The organism is Bradyrhizobium sp. HKCCYLS3077 (assembly GCF_051167555.1).
Lineage (GTDB): Bacteria > Pseudomonadota > Alphaproteobacteria > Rhizobiales > Xanthobacteraceae > Bradyrhizobium.
The window spans coordinates 523,526-538,131 of sequence record NZ_JBNPTH010000004.1; the positions used below are offsets into that span (position 1 = coordinate 523,526).

The window sequence follows — 14,606 nt, forward strand, 5'->3', positions numbered from 1 at the left end:
GGCCCCAGACTCAGGAAAAACAGCTTTGAAAGTCATCGCCAGCTCTATTCGCAAGGGTAACGTCATTGAGCAAGACGGCAAGCTCTACGTCGTCGTGACCGCCGAGAACATCCATCCTGGCAAGGGTACCCCGGTCAGCCAGATCGAAATGCGCCGAATCAGCGACGGCGTGAAGATCTCCGAGCGCTTCAAGACCACCGACCAGGTCGAGAAGGCGACGATCGAAGAGCGCAACTTCACCTATTTGTACGAAGACGCCGACGGCTTCCACTTCATGAACCCGGAGACCTATGACCAGGTCCAGGTGCCGAAGGACGTGGTCGGCACCCAGGCGGCCTATCTCCAGGAGAATATGACCGTCAAGTTGTCGATGCACGACGTGGTGCCGGTGGCGATCGCCCTGCCGCAGCGTGTGACGCTCGAAGTCGTCGAGACCGAGCCGGTCACCAAGGGCCAGACCGCGTCGTCGTCCTACAAGCCGGCCGTGCTGTCCAACGGTGTCCGCACCGGCGTGCCCGCGCACATCACCGTCGGCACCCGGATTGTCGTCATGACCGAGGACGGCTCATACTGCGAGCGCGCCAAGGACTGACCTGGCGTTTGGGATGATCTGACGCCGGGGGGCGCGGGGATTGGGGGCAAGGGTCACCAACATCGTCGCCATCCTGGCGGCGGTCATCACGCTGGCTGCAGCGCCTGCCGGGCGCGCGGCCGACACGTTCGCCACCCCGGCCGTCACGCTGCATCGCGCCGACTGGCGCGCGGCGCTCGAACAGCTCCGCGCCGAGCTTGGCGAGGCGCCGGAGATCGCAGCGAATGTCGCCCTCGCGGCACGCAGGCATGATCTCACTGCGAATGATCCGCGCCGGCGTCCCGCTTTGGTCCAGCTCAACGGCCTGACCTCGACCATCTTCACGGGGATCGGACGCAGTCCGGTCCCCGTTTTGCTGCCGTTCGACACCTCCGCCTATCTCGGCGCCCGGGCCAGGGCCGCGTTCGATCCGCACGCGCTGTCCTTCTACCAGTCCGATTTCCACACCGACCTGTTCGACGCCGGCCCCTCCGGCTACGATGCCGTGTTCTCGCTGCCGGTCGAGGTCACCGCCGGTCTGCCGTCGCGCATCTTCGCCAGGCCGATCGAGGTGCAGATCACCGGCTCCGCCCTGACCTACGACATCGCCGATCCGGCCGGCGGCAAAGGCGAGAGCGTGAAGGCGCTCCGGGCCCAATATCCCGATCTGCGCCGCTTCATCCGCGAGGGCTATGTCCGCTACGCCTTCACGCGCTTCGGCGTCCCCTATGTCGTCTCGATCCAATGCCTCGACAGCGCGCCGCGGCCGCGCCGGCTGGCCTGCCGCGAGGCCTATCCCGTGGCCGAGCGCTTCCTGCGGGCGCTGCGCGTGACAGGCGGGCAACCCTCGCGCCGGGCACCAGCCATCACGCCGCTCGCCGCCGGGCGTCCGCCGCTCGATGATGCCGACTTCACCTACCGTCCGCCCGGAGACATCGTCGCGCGATCAGGCGCGCGCGGCCAAGGCGGACGCGCCGATCTCACGGCCTATTCGCAGATCTTGTTCCCGCTCGACGCGCCGGCCTTCGTCCACTCGCAGTCGTTCGGCCGGCAGCGTGCCAACGACAAGTTCGATCAGCCGTGGAGCCGGTATCCCTGGCGCGACAGCTTCTGCGAGGCGCGCGACTTCAATGTCGGCCAATGCGCCAGCGGCTTCGGTCACCAGGGCCAGGATCTCCGGCCGGGCACCTGCCCCACACGACGCGACGGTGTTGCGAATTGCGATCCGTGGCAGCAGCGCGTGCTGGCCGTGCGCGACAGCGTCGTGATCCGGTCGTTGAAGCAGCAGGCGGTGACGTTACAGGTGAACAGCGGCACCGAGCACATCCGCTTCCGCTACATGCACATGAACCCCGCGGCGCTGGACAAGGACGGCCTGCTGAACGGCCGCAGCCTTCGCGAGGGCGAGCCGATGGGGGTGGTGTCGAACTATCTCGACCGGCCCAACGGCACCACGCGGCATCTGCATTTCGACGTCCAGCTGTTCACGCGCGACGGCTGGATCTGGGTCAATCCCTACGTCACCCTCATCGCGGCCTATGAACGGCTGATCGGCGGGCGCGGCCGGGAGGTTGGACCTCAGCCGGCGCCGTCAGCGCCAGCCATCGCCTCGCGTCTCGCGCCGCCGGCCACCACTGGCAGCCTGCCGCCGTCGGGGCCGCAGGCCGATGCTGCCGCGGGACACAATCCACACTGAAGCCTCGGCTGCGACGGGACTACGCCGACCATTTTTCCTCTTCGCGGCGATCCTCGTCGGCATTGAGCCGCTCCGCGATCTCATGCGCCATCGAGTCGGTATCCGTCTGCGCGATCGGCTTGCCGTCGCGGCGGCAGACGCGGTCCTTTTCCGCTTCAAGCGGAAAATCCTTCGGCTTGAGCTGTTCGCCCTGCTCGGTCATCGGAACCTCCTCCGCAAGCATGTTGAATGAACAACCCGGAACGCCTGCTTCAGGTTCCTTCAACGCGCAGCCGGCCGCTCGGCGGGAGTCCAGCGGAACGCCACGCCAAACCGGTTCCAGAGGTTGATCACGCCGATCGCCGACGTGAGGAACACGAGCTCCGTCTCGGAGAAGACCGCGCGGGCCTCATCGTAGACCGCGTCGCTCACACCGCCGACCAGTTGCGTCAGCGCCTCGGTGAAGGCCAGCGCCGCGCGCTCGCGATCCGAGAATTGCGGCGCCTCGCGCCAGGCCACGACGAGATTGATCTTGTCTGCGGAGACGCCGAGCTTCTCGGCCACCAGGATGTGGTGCTGCACGCAAAACGCGCAGCCGTTGATCTGCGAGGCCCGGATCTTGACCAGCTCGAGCAGCTGCTTGTCGAGGCCGGCCTTGGCCGCCTGCTGGCTCACCGCGAGGATCGCCTGGTAGAGCTCCGGCGCGTGACGCGTGAAATCGGCATACTCGCTGCGCGCATGTGACATGGTTCGTCTCTCGTGTTATCAGATATCTGACAACTTATCAGAGCTATGAGATCATGCGCAAGACAGCCACATCGTCACCTTCGCGCGCGCGGCGGCAAGGACGGGCGCCCGCCGGCCAGCCTGTGCGTCCGCCGTCGCCCGGCGAGGGCAAGCGCGGCGAGGACGGACATCTCGCTTATCTCCTGCGCCAGGCGCAGGCGGCGGCCAGGCTGTCGCTCGAACGCGCGCTCGCCTCGACCGGCCTCACCCATCCGCAGTTCGTCGTGCTGACGATGCTCAAGGCCTATCCGGGACTCTCCGGCGCCGACTGCGCCCGCATCGCGCTGCTGACGCCGCAGACCGTGAACGTGATCATCGGCAATCTCGAACGCGATGGCGCCGTTGCGCGGTCGCCGCATCCGGTGCATGGCCGGGTGCTGCAGTGGACGCTGACCCGCCACGGCTTTGCTTTGCTGGCCAGGGCGCGGCGCCAGGCCACGGTGCTGGAGCGCCGGCTCGTCCGCGAACTGAGCCGGCGCGACCTCGCCGCCATCCGCCGCTGGCTGGCGCATGTCGCGGCCGATCTGCACCAGGCCTAGCCGAGTTCCCGCGACGCCCTGGGCTCTGCCGCTGACGGCCACGACCGGCTACACTGGCCACCATGACCCAGCCCGATTCCACCACCCGCCGCGCCCTGCTCCGCTCCGGCCTCGGCGCCGCAGCGCTGCTCGTTCCCTCGCTGCCGGCCATGGCCGCCCCGGCCGAGTTCGAGGCCTGGCGCGACGGCTTCCGCGGCCGCGCGCTTTCCAAGGGCATCTCGCAGGCGACCTGGACGCGCGTCATGTCCCGGCTCGAGCCCGACATGACCGTGTTCAAGGAGATGCGCAATCAGCCGGAGTTCAAAGAGCAGCTCTGGCAGTACATCAACCGCCGCGTCTCCGACTGGCGCGTCATCAACGGCAAGGCGGCGCTATCGAAAAACGAGGCGCTGTTTTCACGCATCGAAAAGGATTTCGGCGTCGAGCGCGGCACCTTGCTCGCGCTGTGGGGCGTCGAGTCCGCCTACGGCGATCCCCTCGTGCAGCAGAACCACATGCGCCCGGTGTTTCCGGCGCTCGCCGCGCTTGCCTGGAACGAGCCGCGCCGCAAGGCCTATTGGGAGACCGAGCTCACCAACGCGCTCAGAATCGTCGACCGCGGCTGGAGCACGCCGGAGGAAATGCGCGGCTCCTGGGCCGGCGCGATGGGCCACACCCAATGGATGCCCGAGGTCTGGCTCAATGTCGGCTTCGACTATGACAACGACGGCAAGATCAACCCGTTCGGCCGGCCCGACGATGCGCTCGGCTCGACCGCGCGCTACCTCGTCAACCGCGGCAAGTATCATCGCGGCGAGCATTGGGGCTACGAGGTCCGCGCGCCCGGCAACATGTCGGGCAGCAGGACCTACGCGGCCTGGCAGGCGGCCGGCGTCACCCGCGCCGACGGTCAGCCCTTCCCGCAGCCGAATGCGTCGGCGCAGCTCTGGATCCCCGTCGAGGGCGGCCCCGCTTTCCTGTTGGGTCCTAACTTCTATTCGGTGAAGTCCTACAATCCCGCGATGAGCTACGCGCTCGCGATCTGCCATCTCGGCGACCGCATCCTCGGCAACCCGCCGTTCCTGCAGCCCTTCCCCGGCTCCGAGCGCGCGCTGACCTTGGCCGAAGTCCAGGAGATGCAGAAGCGCCTGACCGCCGCCGGCTTCGACACCGGCGGGACCGACGGCCGCGTCGGCAACGACACCATGAAGGCGATCCGCGACTTCCAGGCCAAGGCGGGCATCACGCCGGCCGATGGCTATGGCGGGCTCAAGGTGCTGGCGAAGCTGCGGCAAGGCGGGTGATGGTTCAAGGTTCGTAGGCCGGGCCAAGGGCGCTGGAGATGCTGGCCCAGGACGTCCCCGTGACAACGGCGGCGTTCGATCTCGGCTACGGCAGCATCAGCGCCTTCATTGCACTATTTGGAGCTTCGGTCTCACGCCGGCGATCGCCGGCGCGCCGGTGTGAATGTGCGCGAGATATGCGGACGGCCTCACGCCTCCCACGAGTGCGCTCAACCCACTCGCCAGAAAGTTACAATCTAAGGGTGCATTTGTATCTGTACATTTTCTTGAGATTGAATACCCTGCGGTCTGGTCTTACCGGAAAATGGCAGGGAGAGATCAGATGCAGCTCATCAACCACGGGAATATGACGTCGCGACAGGTCGCTCTGGAGATCATCGATCGCCTCGACGCACGCTGGAATACTGATTTGCGGGCCATCGTTTCCAACGAGGCGCTCAGCGAACCCGACCGGCTGCGGCGCCTTCGGAGCCGGATGCTGGAAGCCGCTCTCTCGGACATCGATGCGTATCAGGCGGACGCAGGTCTCGCATCGGCCCCAGGTGAAAACGAGGATCTGATCCGGCGGGCCCTGGCTGGCGACGACATCGAGCTCGAACCCAACGTCAGCGTGACGCAGCACAATTATAATATCATTCGTGGATATCAGGGATCGAGCGTTTCGGACTATGTCTTCACGCTCAGCAAGCGTCTGGAGTCGATGTCGAATGCGAAGACCGTCGGCCAGCTCGCCATCGAGACCGTCGGCAGCAGTCTTTTCACCGTCGGCACGGCGTGGGCGAAGCTGACATGGACGGCTTGGCGCGGTGGACAGACGCTTCTCCAAGCCTGCCGCACCGGCATCACCACGCTCGGTTTGAAGACCGCGGTCGCGGTCATCATCATCGTGCTGGCCGCCATCCTCCTTTATCTCTTCCTCGAGAACCCCAAGAAGATTCTGGGCGTGATCTACAACGACACCGACGACGCGTTCGTCGTCAAGGACTGGAATCGGAGTGGCGGCGACCTCTACATGGAGCACGGCCAAATGGTGAATTTCATGGCTGATCGTGCCACCGGAGATCTCGACTCCCCGCTCGTCCAGATCCGTAGCCGCTACTACCTCGGCCCCGACGATCCCGACAACGTGGTATTTGGCGGCCTCTACTTCGCTGACAGGAACTTCGGCCTGCGGGGCTCCGAGGGCGTGATGATCTTCACTTCAACGACGACCGCCGACGTGCGCATCGCGCATCAATTCGCGGTGCCCTATGTCAACGACAACGGCACCAACATGCGCAAACTCTCTGGCGGCCCAGTCAACATCGCCACACTCTTCCGCGACATGTACAATGACCGGCAAACGCGCGTCGATAGGACGACCGACGGCTACCGCATGATTTCGACCGTCAGCGGGCCGCGCGGCGGTGTCGTCGGCCTGATCGCAACGATCGGCAAGGTCTGAAGCCGACCAGCACAGCGACCGTGCTGCCGTTCAGCTCTGCGGGGGCGCGGTGATCCGCCGCGCCTTCGCTTGGCTCGCCATGACGAAGGAAATGGTCGGTGCCGAGCGCGGTCCGGCACCGGCATGATCACGATTTGGCTGTCTCGCGAGACGTCCTCGACGCTTTCGCCTTCGGCTGAGATCCATCCGCCGTCTTCACGCGGATGCGCATCGAGCCGCCCTTGGCCTGCTCGCCGATCTCGAACGCTCCACTCTTGCGCACGAGATCGCTGAGCTTCCGGCAGCCATAGGTGCGCGGATCGAAATCCGAGACGAGGTTGGCGAGCTGGGTGCCGACCACGCCGAGTTCGACCCAGCCGTCCTCGCTTTCGATCTGGCTGATCACCTTCTCGATGATCTCCGTCGCGGCGCTGATCGGCATCAATGATTTCGCGGCAGGCGCCGCATCCTTGCTGCTCGCTGCGCCGCCGCGCAAATTCTCCGTGTAGATGAACCTGCGGCAGGCCTGGCGAAAACTCTCCGGCGTCTTCTGCTCGCCGAAGCCGAACACGTCGATGCCCTGCTCGCGGATGCGCGCGGCCAGCCGGGTGAAGTCGCTGTCCGACGACACCAGGCAGAAGCCGTCGAACCGGCCGCTGTGCAGCAGGTCCATCGCGTCGATCACCAGCGTGATGTCGGAGGCGTTCTTGCCGGTGGTGTAGGCGAACTGCTGCTGCGGCACGATGGCGTATTTGGCGAGCGTATCCGCCCACGGGCGGGATCGCGGGCTGGAGAAGTCGCCATAGATCCGGCGCACGCTGGCTTCGCCGATTTTGGCGATCTCCTCGAACAGCCCGTCGACGATCTTGGCCGAGGCATTGTCGGCGTCGATGAGCACCGCAAGACGCGGCGAACGGGATTCGGAGGGCATGGCTTGATCTCTCGAAACAACAAGGACCCGTCGTACCACGCGCGCGGGTCTGACGTCAGACAAAGTTTCTCAGGGATGGCGCGAAGAACATCGTTTACCACAGCGCCGACCGCCGTTGCGGCCGGACTGAGGTCGCCCATGATCTCTGATAGCTTGATCGGCACTGCTTTTCGACCGTGGGACAAGAGCCGATGTCATCCCCCTCCGATCAGACCTCCTGGATCATCGACGACGCTCCGCTCGCACGCGAGGCTCACCCGCGCGCCTCGATGCCGCGCTTCGATGGCGATGTCCGTGTCTGGCTGTCATCGGAATTCATCGATCCCACCGAATATGTTCGCTTTGCCCCATCGCTCCCGGTCTACGAGGCCGCCCGCTGGCCGCTCGGGATCATACCCGGCCAGAATAGCGAACAGCGCGTCGTCATGGCCGGCATGTGCGACGACGATTTCGACTGGCAGGTCCGCTGCGCGCTGCAGCTCCCCCAGCGCTACAGCGGCCTCGGGTTCGGACCGCCGCCGCGCCGAGACCGCGCCGATCTCTGGATCCGGCACGTCGGACATTGGGATGGCGCAGAGCAGCGCCTGGCCGAGATCATTGCAAGCCTGGGCCGGCGTCCCGGCAATCGTCATCCCGACTTCAGCTACTTCACGCACTATGCCCTCACGCCGTTCGCCATCATCGGCCAGACCTGGTGCCAGCCGGATGCTGCGACCGCGGCCTTCATGGTCGACACTACGATCGCGTTCTTCTACGGAGGCGACAGCCTCATTCAGGAGTGTTTGATCACGGAGGGACTGACCGCCGGTGCGGCGCGTGCCGATCTGCTGGCTGCGTACGACCATCGTTACAGCTGGGTCGCTGGAACGTCGCCCCTCCTGGTCGACGATCCCTGCAGCTTGTCGCTCCGGAACTACGGCCCTCCGGCCACGGATTTGGCTCGCCTAGCCTTGCCGTCACTCATGACGCTCCAAGACGAGAGGGGCTCCCACTGGGAGGCGCGAAGCGGCCGCAAGTTCCTGTTCGACAGCCGCGTCCAGACCCATCTGATGGTTGCGATCGCCGCCGCCTGTCACGGCCTTGCGAATTTCGCCAGCGGGCAAATTCGCTCGCCGCTCGTTCGAGCCCTGACCGACCCGCCTCACCTCGACACCCTCAAGCCGCACTGGCTCGGGCACGTGCTGCGCGACTATGATCACGCAACGGCGTGCGCCGACCTGCTTGAATCCCTTGCAGGCGTCTACGAGCAGGATCTCACGTCCGACCATCTGCGCGGCATGCCTATTCCACCCTATCGCTCTTCGAGCGATCCGATCCAGCAGTCGATCATCGAGACGCGTCCGCATCTCGGGGGTTGCACGGTCGATCACGCCATCGACGCCTTTCGCTGGAACCTGTTCGATATCGGGATCGACGACGTGTCGGTGATCCGATGGGCGCGCGAGGCCATCGGCTGGGTCGAGAACTGGCCGCAGTATCGCTGATACGGTCACCCTGCCGCCGTCTTTTCTCGCGTAGACGAGCCGGCCGCTCACCATTTGTATACGAATAAATCCCGGGTTCCCACGGGTTTGGCGCGGCCGTTTTCACCTTCCTTTAATTTGCGATGCACAACGATGAGGCGACCGTTCGACCGGGTGCTCGTCCCATGATGAAAGAAGGTACCTACTCCGCCTGGTTCAAGACCCCTAGGGGCCAGGGGACCGGCATCGTGCAACTGGCCGCGGGAAAGGTCTGCGGCGGCGACGGCGTGCTGAGCTATAGCGGCAGCTACGAAGCTTGCGGCGATCGCTTCACGGCCATCATCAGGACGAAACGGCACGCCCCGGGACAACCTTCGCTGTTCGGCCCGGATGAACTGACCCTCTGCCTCGAAGGCTCCTGCCGCACGACGCCCTTCACCTGCTCCGGCCGAGCCGCAGAAGCGCCCGACATCCCCTTCGAGGCGTTCCTGCTGTACTCCTCGCCGGACAATGCGCCTCCGCCGGCGCCGCGTCCGGCCCCGAAGTTCAATCCCGAGCAGCTGCCGAAGCCGATCTGGCGGTGAGTGTATCTACTGATTTCTGATCGTACCAAAGAGACCAGCATCAGACGAGCCTGTGCTCCGCCACGATCTGTACCGGCGGAAACGTCACACAATCGGCGACGTCAAACACGACCGAGAAAGGCTGGTCGAACGCGCGCGCAAATGCCATCGCGTCCGCACGTCGAGCATCCACGATCCGCGTGCCCAGCGTGCAGTGAGGCGTCCAGGCGCCGGGTCGATAATGCTCTCGACAGCAGGCCGGGTCGATTGCAGCCGAGATTGCCGCATGCCACTGCTGGAGGTCCTCGACCGATTCAGGGACAGCCCACAACACGAAGCGAGGATGCGCGAACCACGCGAGCCCGCTGAACTCGATCTTGAGCGGTCCGCCACCTCTGACAACCTCGCGCATGACTTGCCAAGCAACCGCGGTATCGATGTCAGGCGTTTCGTAGACCGCAAGAGTGAAATGCGGCCGATAACGGAGCCCGCGCATGGATGGCGCGTCCTCGAACGCAGCGACCCGATCCCAGAGCTCTTCGATCTTTGCCGAAGAAGCATCATCTGACCGGATATTGAGCGCGACGGCCATGCATGACTCCCCCTGCCGCATCGTTCCCCACATCTCGGCATAGCGCAACTTCGCGGAATCCGCCCGCGCAATCAGGCGGATGATCGAAGGCGTCTGCTCGCGATAAAATCTCCTCTTGCTTTTATTCCGAAATTCGGAAATATTGCTTGCGTCCCGTCCTCATGAGAGGGGCGCTTCGCGATCGTCACGAACGTGGAGGATGGGATGCGGTGGCCGCGATCTTGCCGCAGCGTGCTTGGCGCGCGGACGAACGGCAGGTGGCGGACGTGAAATCGCGTGGTCCTGGCGCCCCGATGCTGGCGCCAAGTCGTCGGGTGATGATGAGCCCGAAGGCGACGGTGGCTATCAAGCCGGACACCGGGGAGATCGCGTATAAGCGTTAAACCCATCGCGCAGGGAATGCCGGTTGAAACGGCTTTGCCTGTGGTGACTGCCGCCTGCTTTTTGTTTGCAGGCGGGCCATGGGTGAGGCCTTCACCCGGCATTCCCTGCGCCCTCTTTTTTCGTTGAGGGCTTCGATCGAGCATCACTCGGGCGCGAATGCGCGGCGAGATCGAACGGTCACGCTTGCGTTTGGTCGTGCGAGGCACGACACGCGCCACACCCTCCGCCGTCGTCCCGGCCTCCGAGCCGGGACCCATACCCACAGGGAGCAGTGTGAGGCAGGAGGGCAATGGGCATCTCGCTCTCACAACATCCGCCGCGGCGTATGGGTCCTGGCTCGGAGGCCGGGACGACACCGTTGATGTTACAGCTACCTGATCATCGCCGGACCATGATCCGGCACGGCGACATCGAGCACGCGCAGCTGCACGCGCTCGACGCCCTGATAGCGGTCGACGGTCAGCGTGCCCGCGACATGAAGCACCTGGCCGCGATGCTGCACCAGGGCATTGCCGAGCTTCTGGCCGACCGAGCGAAACGCGATGGCGTTCACGGTGGCGCCGTCGCCGGACTTGAAGCGCAGCTTGAGATGCGCCTGCCCGACCTCGTCGGCATAGACCAGCTGATGCGACGGCAGTGCCACGATCGGCTCGGGATTGCCGCTGCCGAACGGCCCCGCGCGGTTGAGCGTGTGGACCAGCTCCGGCGTGGCCGCGCGCGCGCTGATCGCGCCGTCGATCAAAATCTCGTTGACGTGGCGCGCCTCGGCGACATCGGCGGCGAGCGCGTTTTCGAGATAGGCGCGAAACTCCGCCAGCCGCTCCTTGCGCAGGGTGACGCCGGCCGCCATCGCATGCCCGCCGCCCTTCATCAGGAGGCCCTGCTCCACCGCGTGGCGCACGGCCTTGCCGAGATCGACGCCGGGAATGGAACGGCCCGAGCCGGTGCCGATGCCGCCCGGCTCCAGCGCGATCGCGAACGCGGGGCGGGCGAACTTTTCCTTCAGCCGCGACGCGACCAGCCCGACCACGCCGGGATGCCAGCCCTCGGACGCCGTGACGATGACCGCGCCCTTGTCCTCCAGGCCGAGCGAGGCCAGCGCCTCGGCCTCGGCCTGCGCCTCCGCATGCTGCTCGATGACACGGCGCTCGGTGTTGAGCCGGTCGAGCTCGGCGGCGATCCGCGCGGCTTCCGACACGTCGGTTTCCAGCAGCAGCCGCACGCCGAGATCGGCGCGGCCGATGCGCCCGCCGGCATTGATCCGCGGCCCCAGCATGAAGCCGAGATGCCAGGCCTCGGGCGGGCCGTTGAGCCGGGCCACATCCATCAGCGCGGTGTGGCCGACATGATCGCGGCGGCGCATCGCGATCAGGCCCTTGGCGACGAAGGCGCGGTTGAGGCCGACCAGCGGCGCGACATCGGCGACGGTGCCGAGCGCGACGTGATGCAGCATGCCGAGCAGATCCGGCTCCGGCCGCGTGCTGCTGAAGAAGCCGCGGCCGCGCAGCTCGCGATTGACCGCGACCAGCGTCACCAGAGTGAGCCCGACCGCGGCGAGATGGCCGAGGCCGGAGAGATCGTCCGGCCGGTTCGGATTGACCAGCGCATCGACCTCCGGCAGTTCCTCGCCGCATTGGTGATGGTCGATCACGACCACGGACATGCCGAGCCGCCGCGCCTCCGCCAGCGGCTCCAGGCTGGTCGTGCCGCAGTCGACGGTCACGAGCAAGGTCGCGCCCTTGCTGGCGAGGCCACGGATGGCCTCGCTGTTCGGCCCGTAGCCCTCGAAGATGCGGTCGGGAATGTGGATCAGCGGGTCGAGCCCGCAATGCCGCAGGTGCCAGGCGAGCAGCGCCGCCGAGGTCGCGCCGTCGACGTCGTAGTCGCCGAAGATCGCAACCTTCTCACCCTTGACCGCTGCGTCGGCGATGCGCTGCGCCGCCGCCTCCATCTGCGTCACGGTGAACGGATCCGGCATCAGCTTGCGAATGGTGGGATCGAGGAAGTCGTTGACCGCATCGAGCTCGACGTCGCGCCCGGCCAGCACCCGCGCCAGCATCTCCGGCAACTGATAGCGCTGCACGATCGCGAGCGCCCGCGCCGCGCCGCGCGCGTCCAGCCGGTCGCGCCACAGCTTGTTGGTGAGCGACAGCCGCACGCCCAGGAACGCCGGCGGGGCGCTCAGGGGCAAGGCAAGGGCGGACGGTGCCATCAGGCTAAGGGCCTCGCGTGTCGCATGGGCGATTCGAAATTGAGCGCCGCGAATCTACAGCAACGCGCCGCGCGCGACAGGCTCCGAGACGGGAACCCACTGGAATCGCGATGCAACATCGGGGAAATCACAACCTGAGAGGGACAACTGATGAGATATAATGCGGCTTGCCTAAAATTACAGCTGTGTTCGGGAACGTGCATTAAACGCCCGTTAGGCGAACTCTCGGACATTTCAATCAAATGATACCGACTGATTGCTCGCAGTCTCCGCATCGACCGAGACAGCGATGATATGGAGTTGTTTCAATGCTTTCCGCGACTGAGCTGAAGACCTCGCCCTCGATCGCTCCCTCTCCGGCGGCTCCCCAGGACGAAACCGACGTTGCCGCGCTGATCGCGCGGCTCACCGGGGAGGTCAACCAGATCGCCTGCGAGAAGACCAAGTCGATCCAGCAGATCACCAATCAGATGAAGATGCTGGCCCTCAACGCCCTGATCGAGAGCTCGCGCGTCGGCGCCCAAGGCGCCGGCTTTGCGGTCGTGGCGCAGGAGGTTCGCGCGGTCGGCCAGCAGGTCGAGACCATCGCGCGCGAGCTCGAAGGCCAGCTCACCACCCGCACCGGCAATCTCAAGAGCTCGATCGAGCGCATGACCGAGCGCGCCCGCGGCGAGCGGATGGTGGACCTGGCGCTGAATGCGATCGAGCTGATCGACCGCAATCTCTATGAACGGACCTGCGACGTGCGCTGGTGGGCGACCGATTCCGCGGTGGTCGACTGCGCCGCTGCGCCGGATGCAGACCGCGTCGCCCATGTCTCCGAACGTCTTGCGGTGATCCTCTCGGCCTACACGGTCTATCTCGATCTCTGGCTGTGCGACCCTAGCGGCAAGGTGATCGCGAACGGCCGCGCCGACCGCTACAATGTGGTCGGCCAGAGCGTGGCCGACACGAAATGGTTTCGCGAGGCGCGCGGCCTGCGCTCCGGCGACGACTACGTCGCCGGCGACGTCGAGTGCCAGCCGCTGCTCGGCAACGCCCAGGTCGCGACCTATTGCGCGTCGGTGCGCGAGAACGGCCAGGCTCATGGCAGGCCGCTTGGCGTGCTTGCCATCCATTTCGATTGGGAGGCGCAGGCGCGCGCGATCGTCCAGGGCGTGCGCGTCAGCGAGAGCGACAAGGCCCGCGCGCTGCTGGTGGATTCCAGCCATCGTGTCATCGCGTCCTCCGACGGCCAGGGCATCCTCAGCGAGCGCGTCTCGCTGAAGCTCGACGGCAAGCGCAGCGGCTTCTACCAGGATGCGTCCGGGCGCATGGTCGCCTTCCACGCCACGCCAGGCTACGAGACCTACAAGGGCCTCGGCTGGTACGGCGTGATCATGTCGGGCGCGTGAGAACGGAGGATCAGCAGCCGAGCCGGTCGGCGATGCCGTTGAAGTCGGCGGCGACGATGTCCCAGGCGCCGGTCGCCTCGAAGTCGCGGTTCTGCAGCGGGCCGTATTCGGTGGGGCGCGCGACGAAGGCGGTCTTCAGACCGTAGCGCTGGGCGGCTTCGAGATCATTGTTGTGCGCGGCGACCATCATCACCTCGCCGGGCGCAAGGCCGAGCAGACGAGCTGCGCCGAGATAGGTCTCGGGATCGGGCTTGTAGTGCTCGAACAGCTCGGCGGAGAGGATCAGGTCCCACGGGAGCCCTGCGAACTTCGCCATGTTGGTCAGCAGCGCGACATTGCCGTTGGAGAGCGGCGAGATGATGTATCTGGACTTTAGCCGGGTCAGCCCGGCGACGCTGTCGGCCCACGGATGCAGCCGGTGCCAGCCGCGCGTCAGATAGTCGAGATCGGCCTCGGTCAGACCGGCGATGCCGAGCTTGGCGACAAGCGTCTCGAGCGAGCGCCGGTGCAGAACGTCGAGGATGAGATAGCCGCGCTCGGGATGCCTGCGGACCTCGTCCATCGAGCCGGCATACAGCCCGCGCCATCCATCGACCAGCGCGGTCCAGTCGCCCTCGATGCCGCGCGTCTTAGACCAGGCGGTGAAGTCGTTGATCAGACTGGTGCGCCAGTCGACGACGGTGCCGAACACGTCGAACACCAGCGCCTTGACCATGGACAGATCGGACATGCTGAACCACTCTCCGACTTTGTCATTCCGGGATGCGTGCGAAGCACGCAGACCCGGAAT

General features: G+C 65.8%; 14 protein-coding genes. 8 read left to right on the top strand and 6 right to left on the bottom strand.

What is annotated here, in order from left to right:
* Window positions 1-25 precede the first annotated feature (25 nt).
* Together efp and ACQR0Z_RS18610 are read left to right on the top strand one after the other, a co-directional pair.
* Entirely contained in the window at window positions 26-592 is a 567-nt protein-coding gene (gene efp, locus ACQR0Z_RS18605; RefSeq protein WP_434875950.1) for an elongation factor P, read from the top strand.
* 40 nt (window positions 593-632) lie between these two features.
* On the top strand, window positions 633-2,267 hold the full coding sequence (locus tag ACQR0Z_RS18610) for a M23 family peptidase (protein ID WP_434919600.1): 1,635 nt from the start codon (window positions 633-635) through the stop codon (window positions 2,265-2,267).
* 19 nt (window positions 2,268-2,286) lie between these two features.
* Here ACQR0Z_RS18610 and ACQR0Z_RS18615 read toward each other — a convergent pair whose 3' ends face one another.
* Window positions 2,287-2,469, bottom strand: coding sequence for a hypothetical protein (locus ACQR0Z_RS18615; protein ID WP_434860854.1), 183 nt, complete (start codon window positions 2,467-2,469; stop codon window positions 2,287-2,289).
* A 59-nt stretch (window positions 2,470-2,528) separates the two neighbouring features.
* On the bottom strand, window positions 2,529-2,993 hold the full coding sequence (locus tag ACQR0Z_RS18620) for a carboxymuconolactone decarboxylase family protein (RefSeq protein ID WP_434919601.1): 465 nt from the start codon (window positions 2,991-2,993) through the stop codon (window positions 2,529-2,531).
* A 53-nt stretch (window positions 2,994-3,046) separates the two neighbouring features.
* Here ACQR0Z_RS18620 and ACQR0Z_RS18625 point away from each other — a divergent pair, with 53 nt between their 5' ends.
* The 3 genes from ACQR0Z_RS18625 to ACQR0Z_RS18635 all read left to right on the top strand — a co-directional run bounded on the left by ACQR0Z_RS18625 (window position 3,047) and on the right by ACQR0Z_RS18635 (window position 6,298).
* On the top strand, window positions 3,047-3,571 hold the full coding sequence (locus tag ACQR0Z_RS18625) for a MarR family winged helix-turn-helix transcriptional regulator (RefSeq protein ID WP_434919602.1): 525 nt from the start codon (window positions 3,047-3,049) through the stop codon (window positions 3,569-3,571).
* Window positions 3,572-3,633: 62 nt separating this feature from the next.
* A complete protein-coding gene (locus ACQR0Z_RS18630) occupies window positions 3,634-4,854 on the top strand; it encodes a lytic murein transglycosylase (protein WP_434919603.1) in 1,221 nt (406 codons plus the stop codon).
* 322 nt (window positions 4,855-5,176) lie between these two features.
* Window positions 5,177-6,298, top strand: coding sequence for a hypothetical protein (locus ACQR0Z_RS18635; protein WP_434860858.1), 1,122 nt, complete (start codon window positions 5,177-5,179; stop codon window positions 6,296-6,298).
* Window positions 6,299-6,425: 127 nt separating this feature from the next.
* Here the strand turns inward: ACQR0Z_RS18635 and ACQR0Z_RS18640 are convergent, their stop codons facing one another.
* Window positions 6,426-7,208 carry an NYN domain-containing protein gene (locus ACQR0Z_RS18640; protein WP_434860859.1) on the bottom strand — a complete coding sequence of 261 codons (783 nt, stop codon included), beginning with the start codon at window positions 7,206-7,208 and terminating at the stop codon, window positions 6,426-6,428.
* 269 nt (window positions 7,209-7,477) lie between these two features.
* On the opposite strand from ACQR0Z_RS18640, the gene ACQR0Z_RS18645 reads away from it, so the two are divergent.
* Both ACQR0Z_RS18645 and ACQR0Z_RS18650 read left to right on the top strand, forming a co-directional pair.
* The gene (locus tag ACQR0Z_RS18645) at window positions 7,478-8,692 is read left to right on the top strand and encodes a hypothetical protein (RefSeq protein WP_434919604.1); all 1,215 of its coding nucleotides are present in this window, start codon (window positions 7,478-7,480) and stop codon (window positions 8,690-8,692) included.
* Window positions 8,693-8,856: 164 nt separating this feature from the next.
* On the top strand, window positions 8,857-9,255 hold the full coding sequence (locus ACQR0Z_RS18650; protein WP_434860860.1) for a hypothetical protein: 399 nt from the start codon (window positions 8,857-8,859) through the stop codon (window positions 9,253-9,255).
* A 40-nt stretch (window positions 9,256-9,295) separates the two neighbouring features.
* On the opposite strand, the gene ACQR0Z_RS18655 is transcribed toward ACQR0Z_RS18650, so the two are convergent.
* A complete protein-coding gene (locus ACQR0Z_RS18655) occupies window positions 9,296-9,826 on the bottom strand; it encodes a 2'-5' RNA ligase family protein (RefSeq protein WP_434860861.1) in 531 nt (176 codons plus the stop codon).
* A 754-nt stretch (window positions 9,827-10,580) separates the two neighbouring features.
* Window positions 10,581-12,422 carry a single-stranded-DNA-specific exonuclease RecJ gene (gene recJ / locus ACQR0Z_RS18660; protein ID WP_434919605.1) on the bottom strand — a complete coding sequence of 614 codons (1,842 nt, stop codon included), beginning with the start codon at window positions 12,420-12,422 and terminating at the stop codon, window positions 10,581-10,583.
* Window positions 12,423-12,730: 308 nt separating this feature from the next.
* On the opposite strand from recJ, the gene ACQR0Z_RS18665 reads away from it, so the two are divergent.
* Entirely contained in the window at window positions 12,731-13,816 is a 1,086-nt protein-coding gene (locus ACQR0Z_RS18665; protein WP_434860863.1) for a methyl-accepting chemotaxis protein, read from the top strand.
* A gap of 10 nt (window positions 13,817-13,826) precedes the next feature.
* On the opposite strand, the gene ACQR0Z_RS18670 is transcribed toward ACQR0Z_RS18665, so the two are convergent.
* Window positions 13,827-14,546, bottom strand: coding sequence for a haloacid dehalogenase type II (locus tag ACQR0Z_RS18670; protein ID WP_434919606.1), 720 nt, complete (start codon window positions 14,544-14,546; stop codon window positions 13,827-13,829).
* Between the last annotated feature and the right edge of the window lie 60 nt (window positions 14,547-14,606).

Bases quoted from the DNA above. Each gene is read 5' to 3' on its own strand.
- ACQR0Z_RS18615 (WP_434860854.1), bottom strand. From the start codon at position 2,469: ATGACCGAGCAGGGCGAACAGCTCAAGCCGAAGGATTTTCCGCTTGAA.
- ACQR0Z_RS18620 (WP_434919601.1), bottom strand. From the start codon at position 2,993: ATGTCACATGCGCGCAGCGAGTATGCCGATTTCACGCGTCACGCGCCG.
- ACQR0Z_RS18625 (WP_434919602.1), top strand. From the start codon at position 3,047: ATGCGCAAGACAGCCACATCGTCACCTTCGCGCGCGCGGCGGCAAGGA.
- ACQR0Z_RS18630 (WP_434919603.1), top strand. From the start codon at position 3,634: ATGACCCAGCCCGATTCCACCACCCGCCGCGCCCTGCTCCGCTCCGGC.
- ACQR0Z_RS18635 (WP_434860858.1), top strand. From the start codon at position 5,177: ATGCAGCTCATCAACCACGGGAATATGACGTCGCGACAGGTCGCTCTG.
- ACQR0Z_RS18640 (WP_434860859.1), bottom strand. From the start codon at position 7,208: ATGCCCTCCGAATCCCGTTCGCCGCGTCTTGCGGTGCTCATCGACGCC.
- ACQR0Z_RS18645 (WP_434919604.1), top strand. From the start codon at position 7,478: ATGCCGCGCTTCGATGGCGATGTCCGTGTCTGGCTGTCATCGGAATTC.
- ACQR0Z_RS18650 (WP_434860860.1), top strand. From the start codon at position 8,857: ATGATGAAAGAAGGTACCTACTCCGCCTGGTTCAAGACCCCTAGGGGC.
- ACQR0Z_RS18655 (WP_434860861.1), bottom strand. From the start codon at position 9,826: ATGGCCGTCGCGCTCAATATCCGGTCAGATGATGCTTCTTCGGCAAAG.
- recJ (WP_434919605.1), bottom strand. From the start codon at position 12,422: ATGGCACCGTCCGCCCTTGCCTTGCCCCTGAGCGCCCCGCCGGCGTTC.
- ACQR0Z_RS18665 (WP_434860863.1), top strand. From the start codon at position 12,731: ATGCTTTCCGCGACTGAGCTGAAGACCTCGCCCTCGATCGCTCCCTCT.
- ACQR0Z_RS18670 (WP_434919606.1), bottom strand. From the start codon at position 14,546: ATGTCCGATCTGTCCATGGTCAAGGCGCTGGTGTTCGACGTGTTCGGC.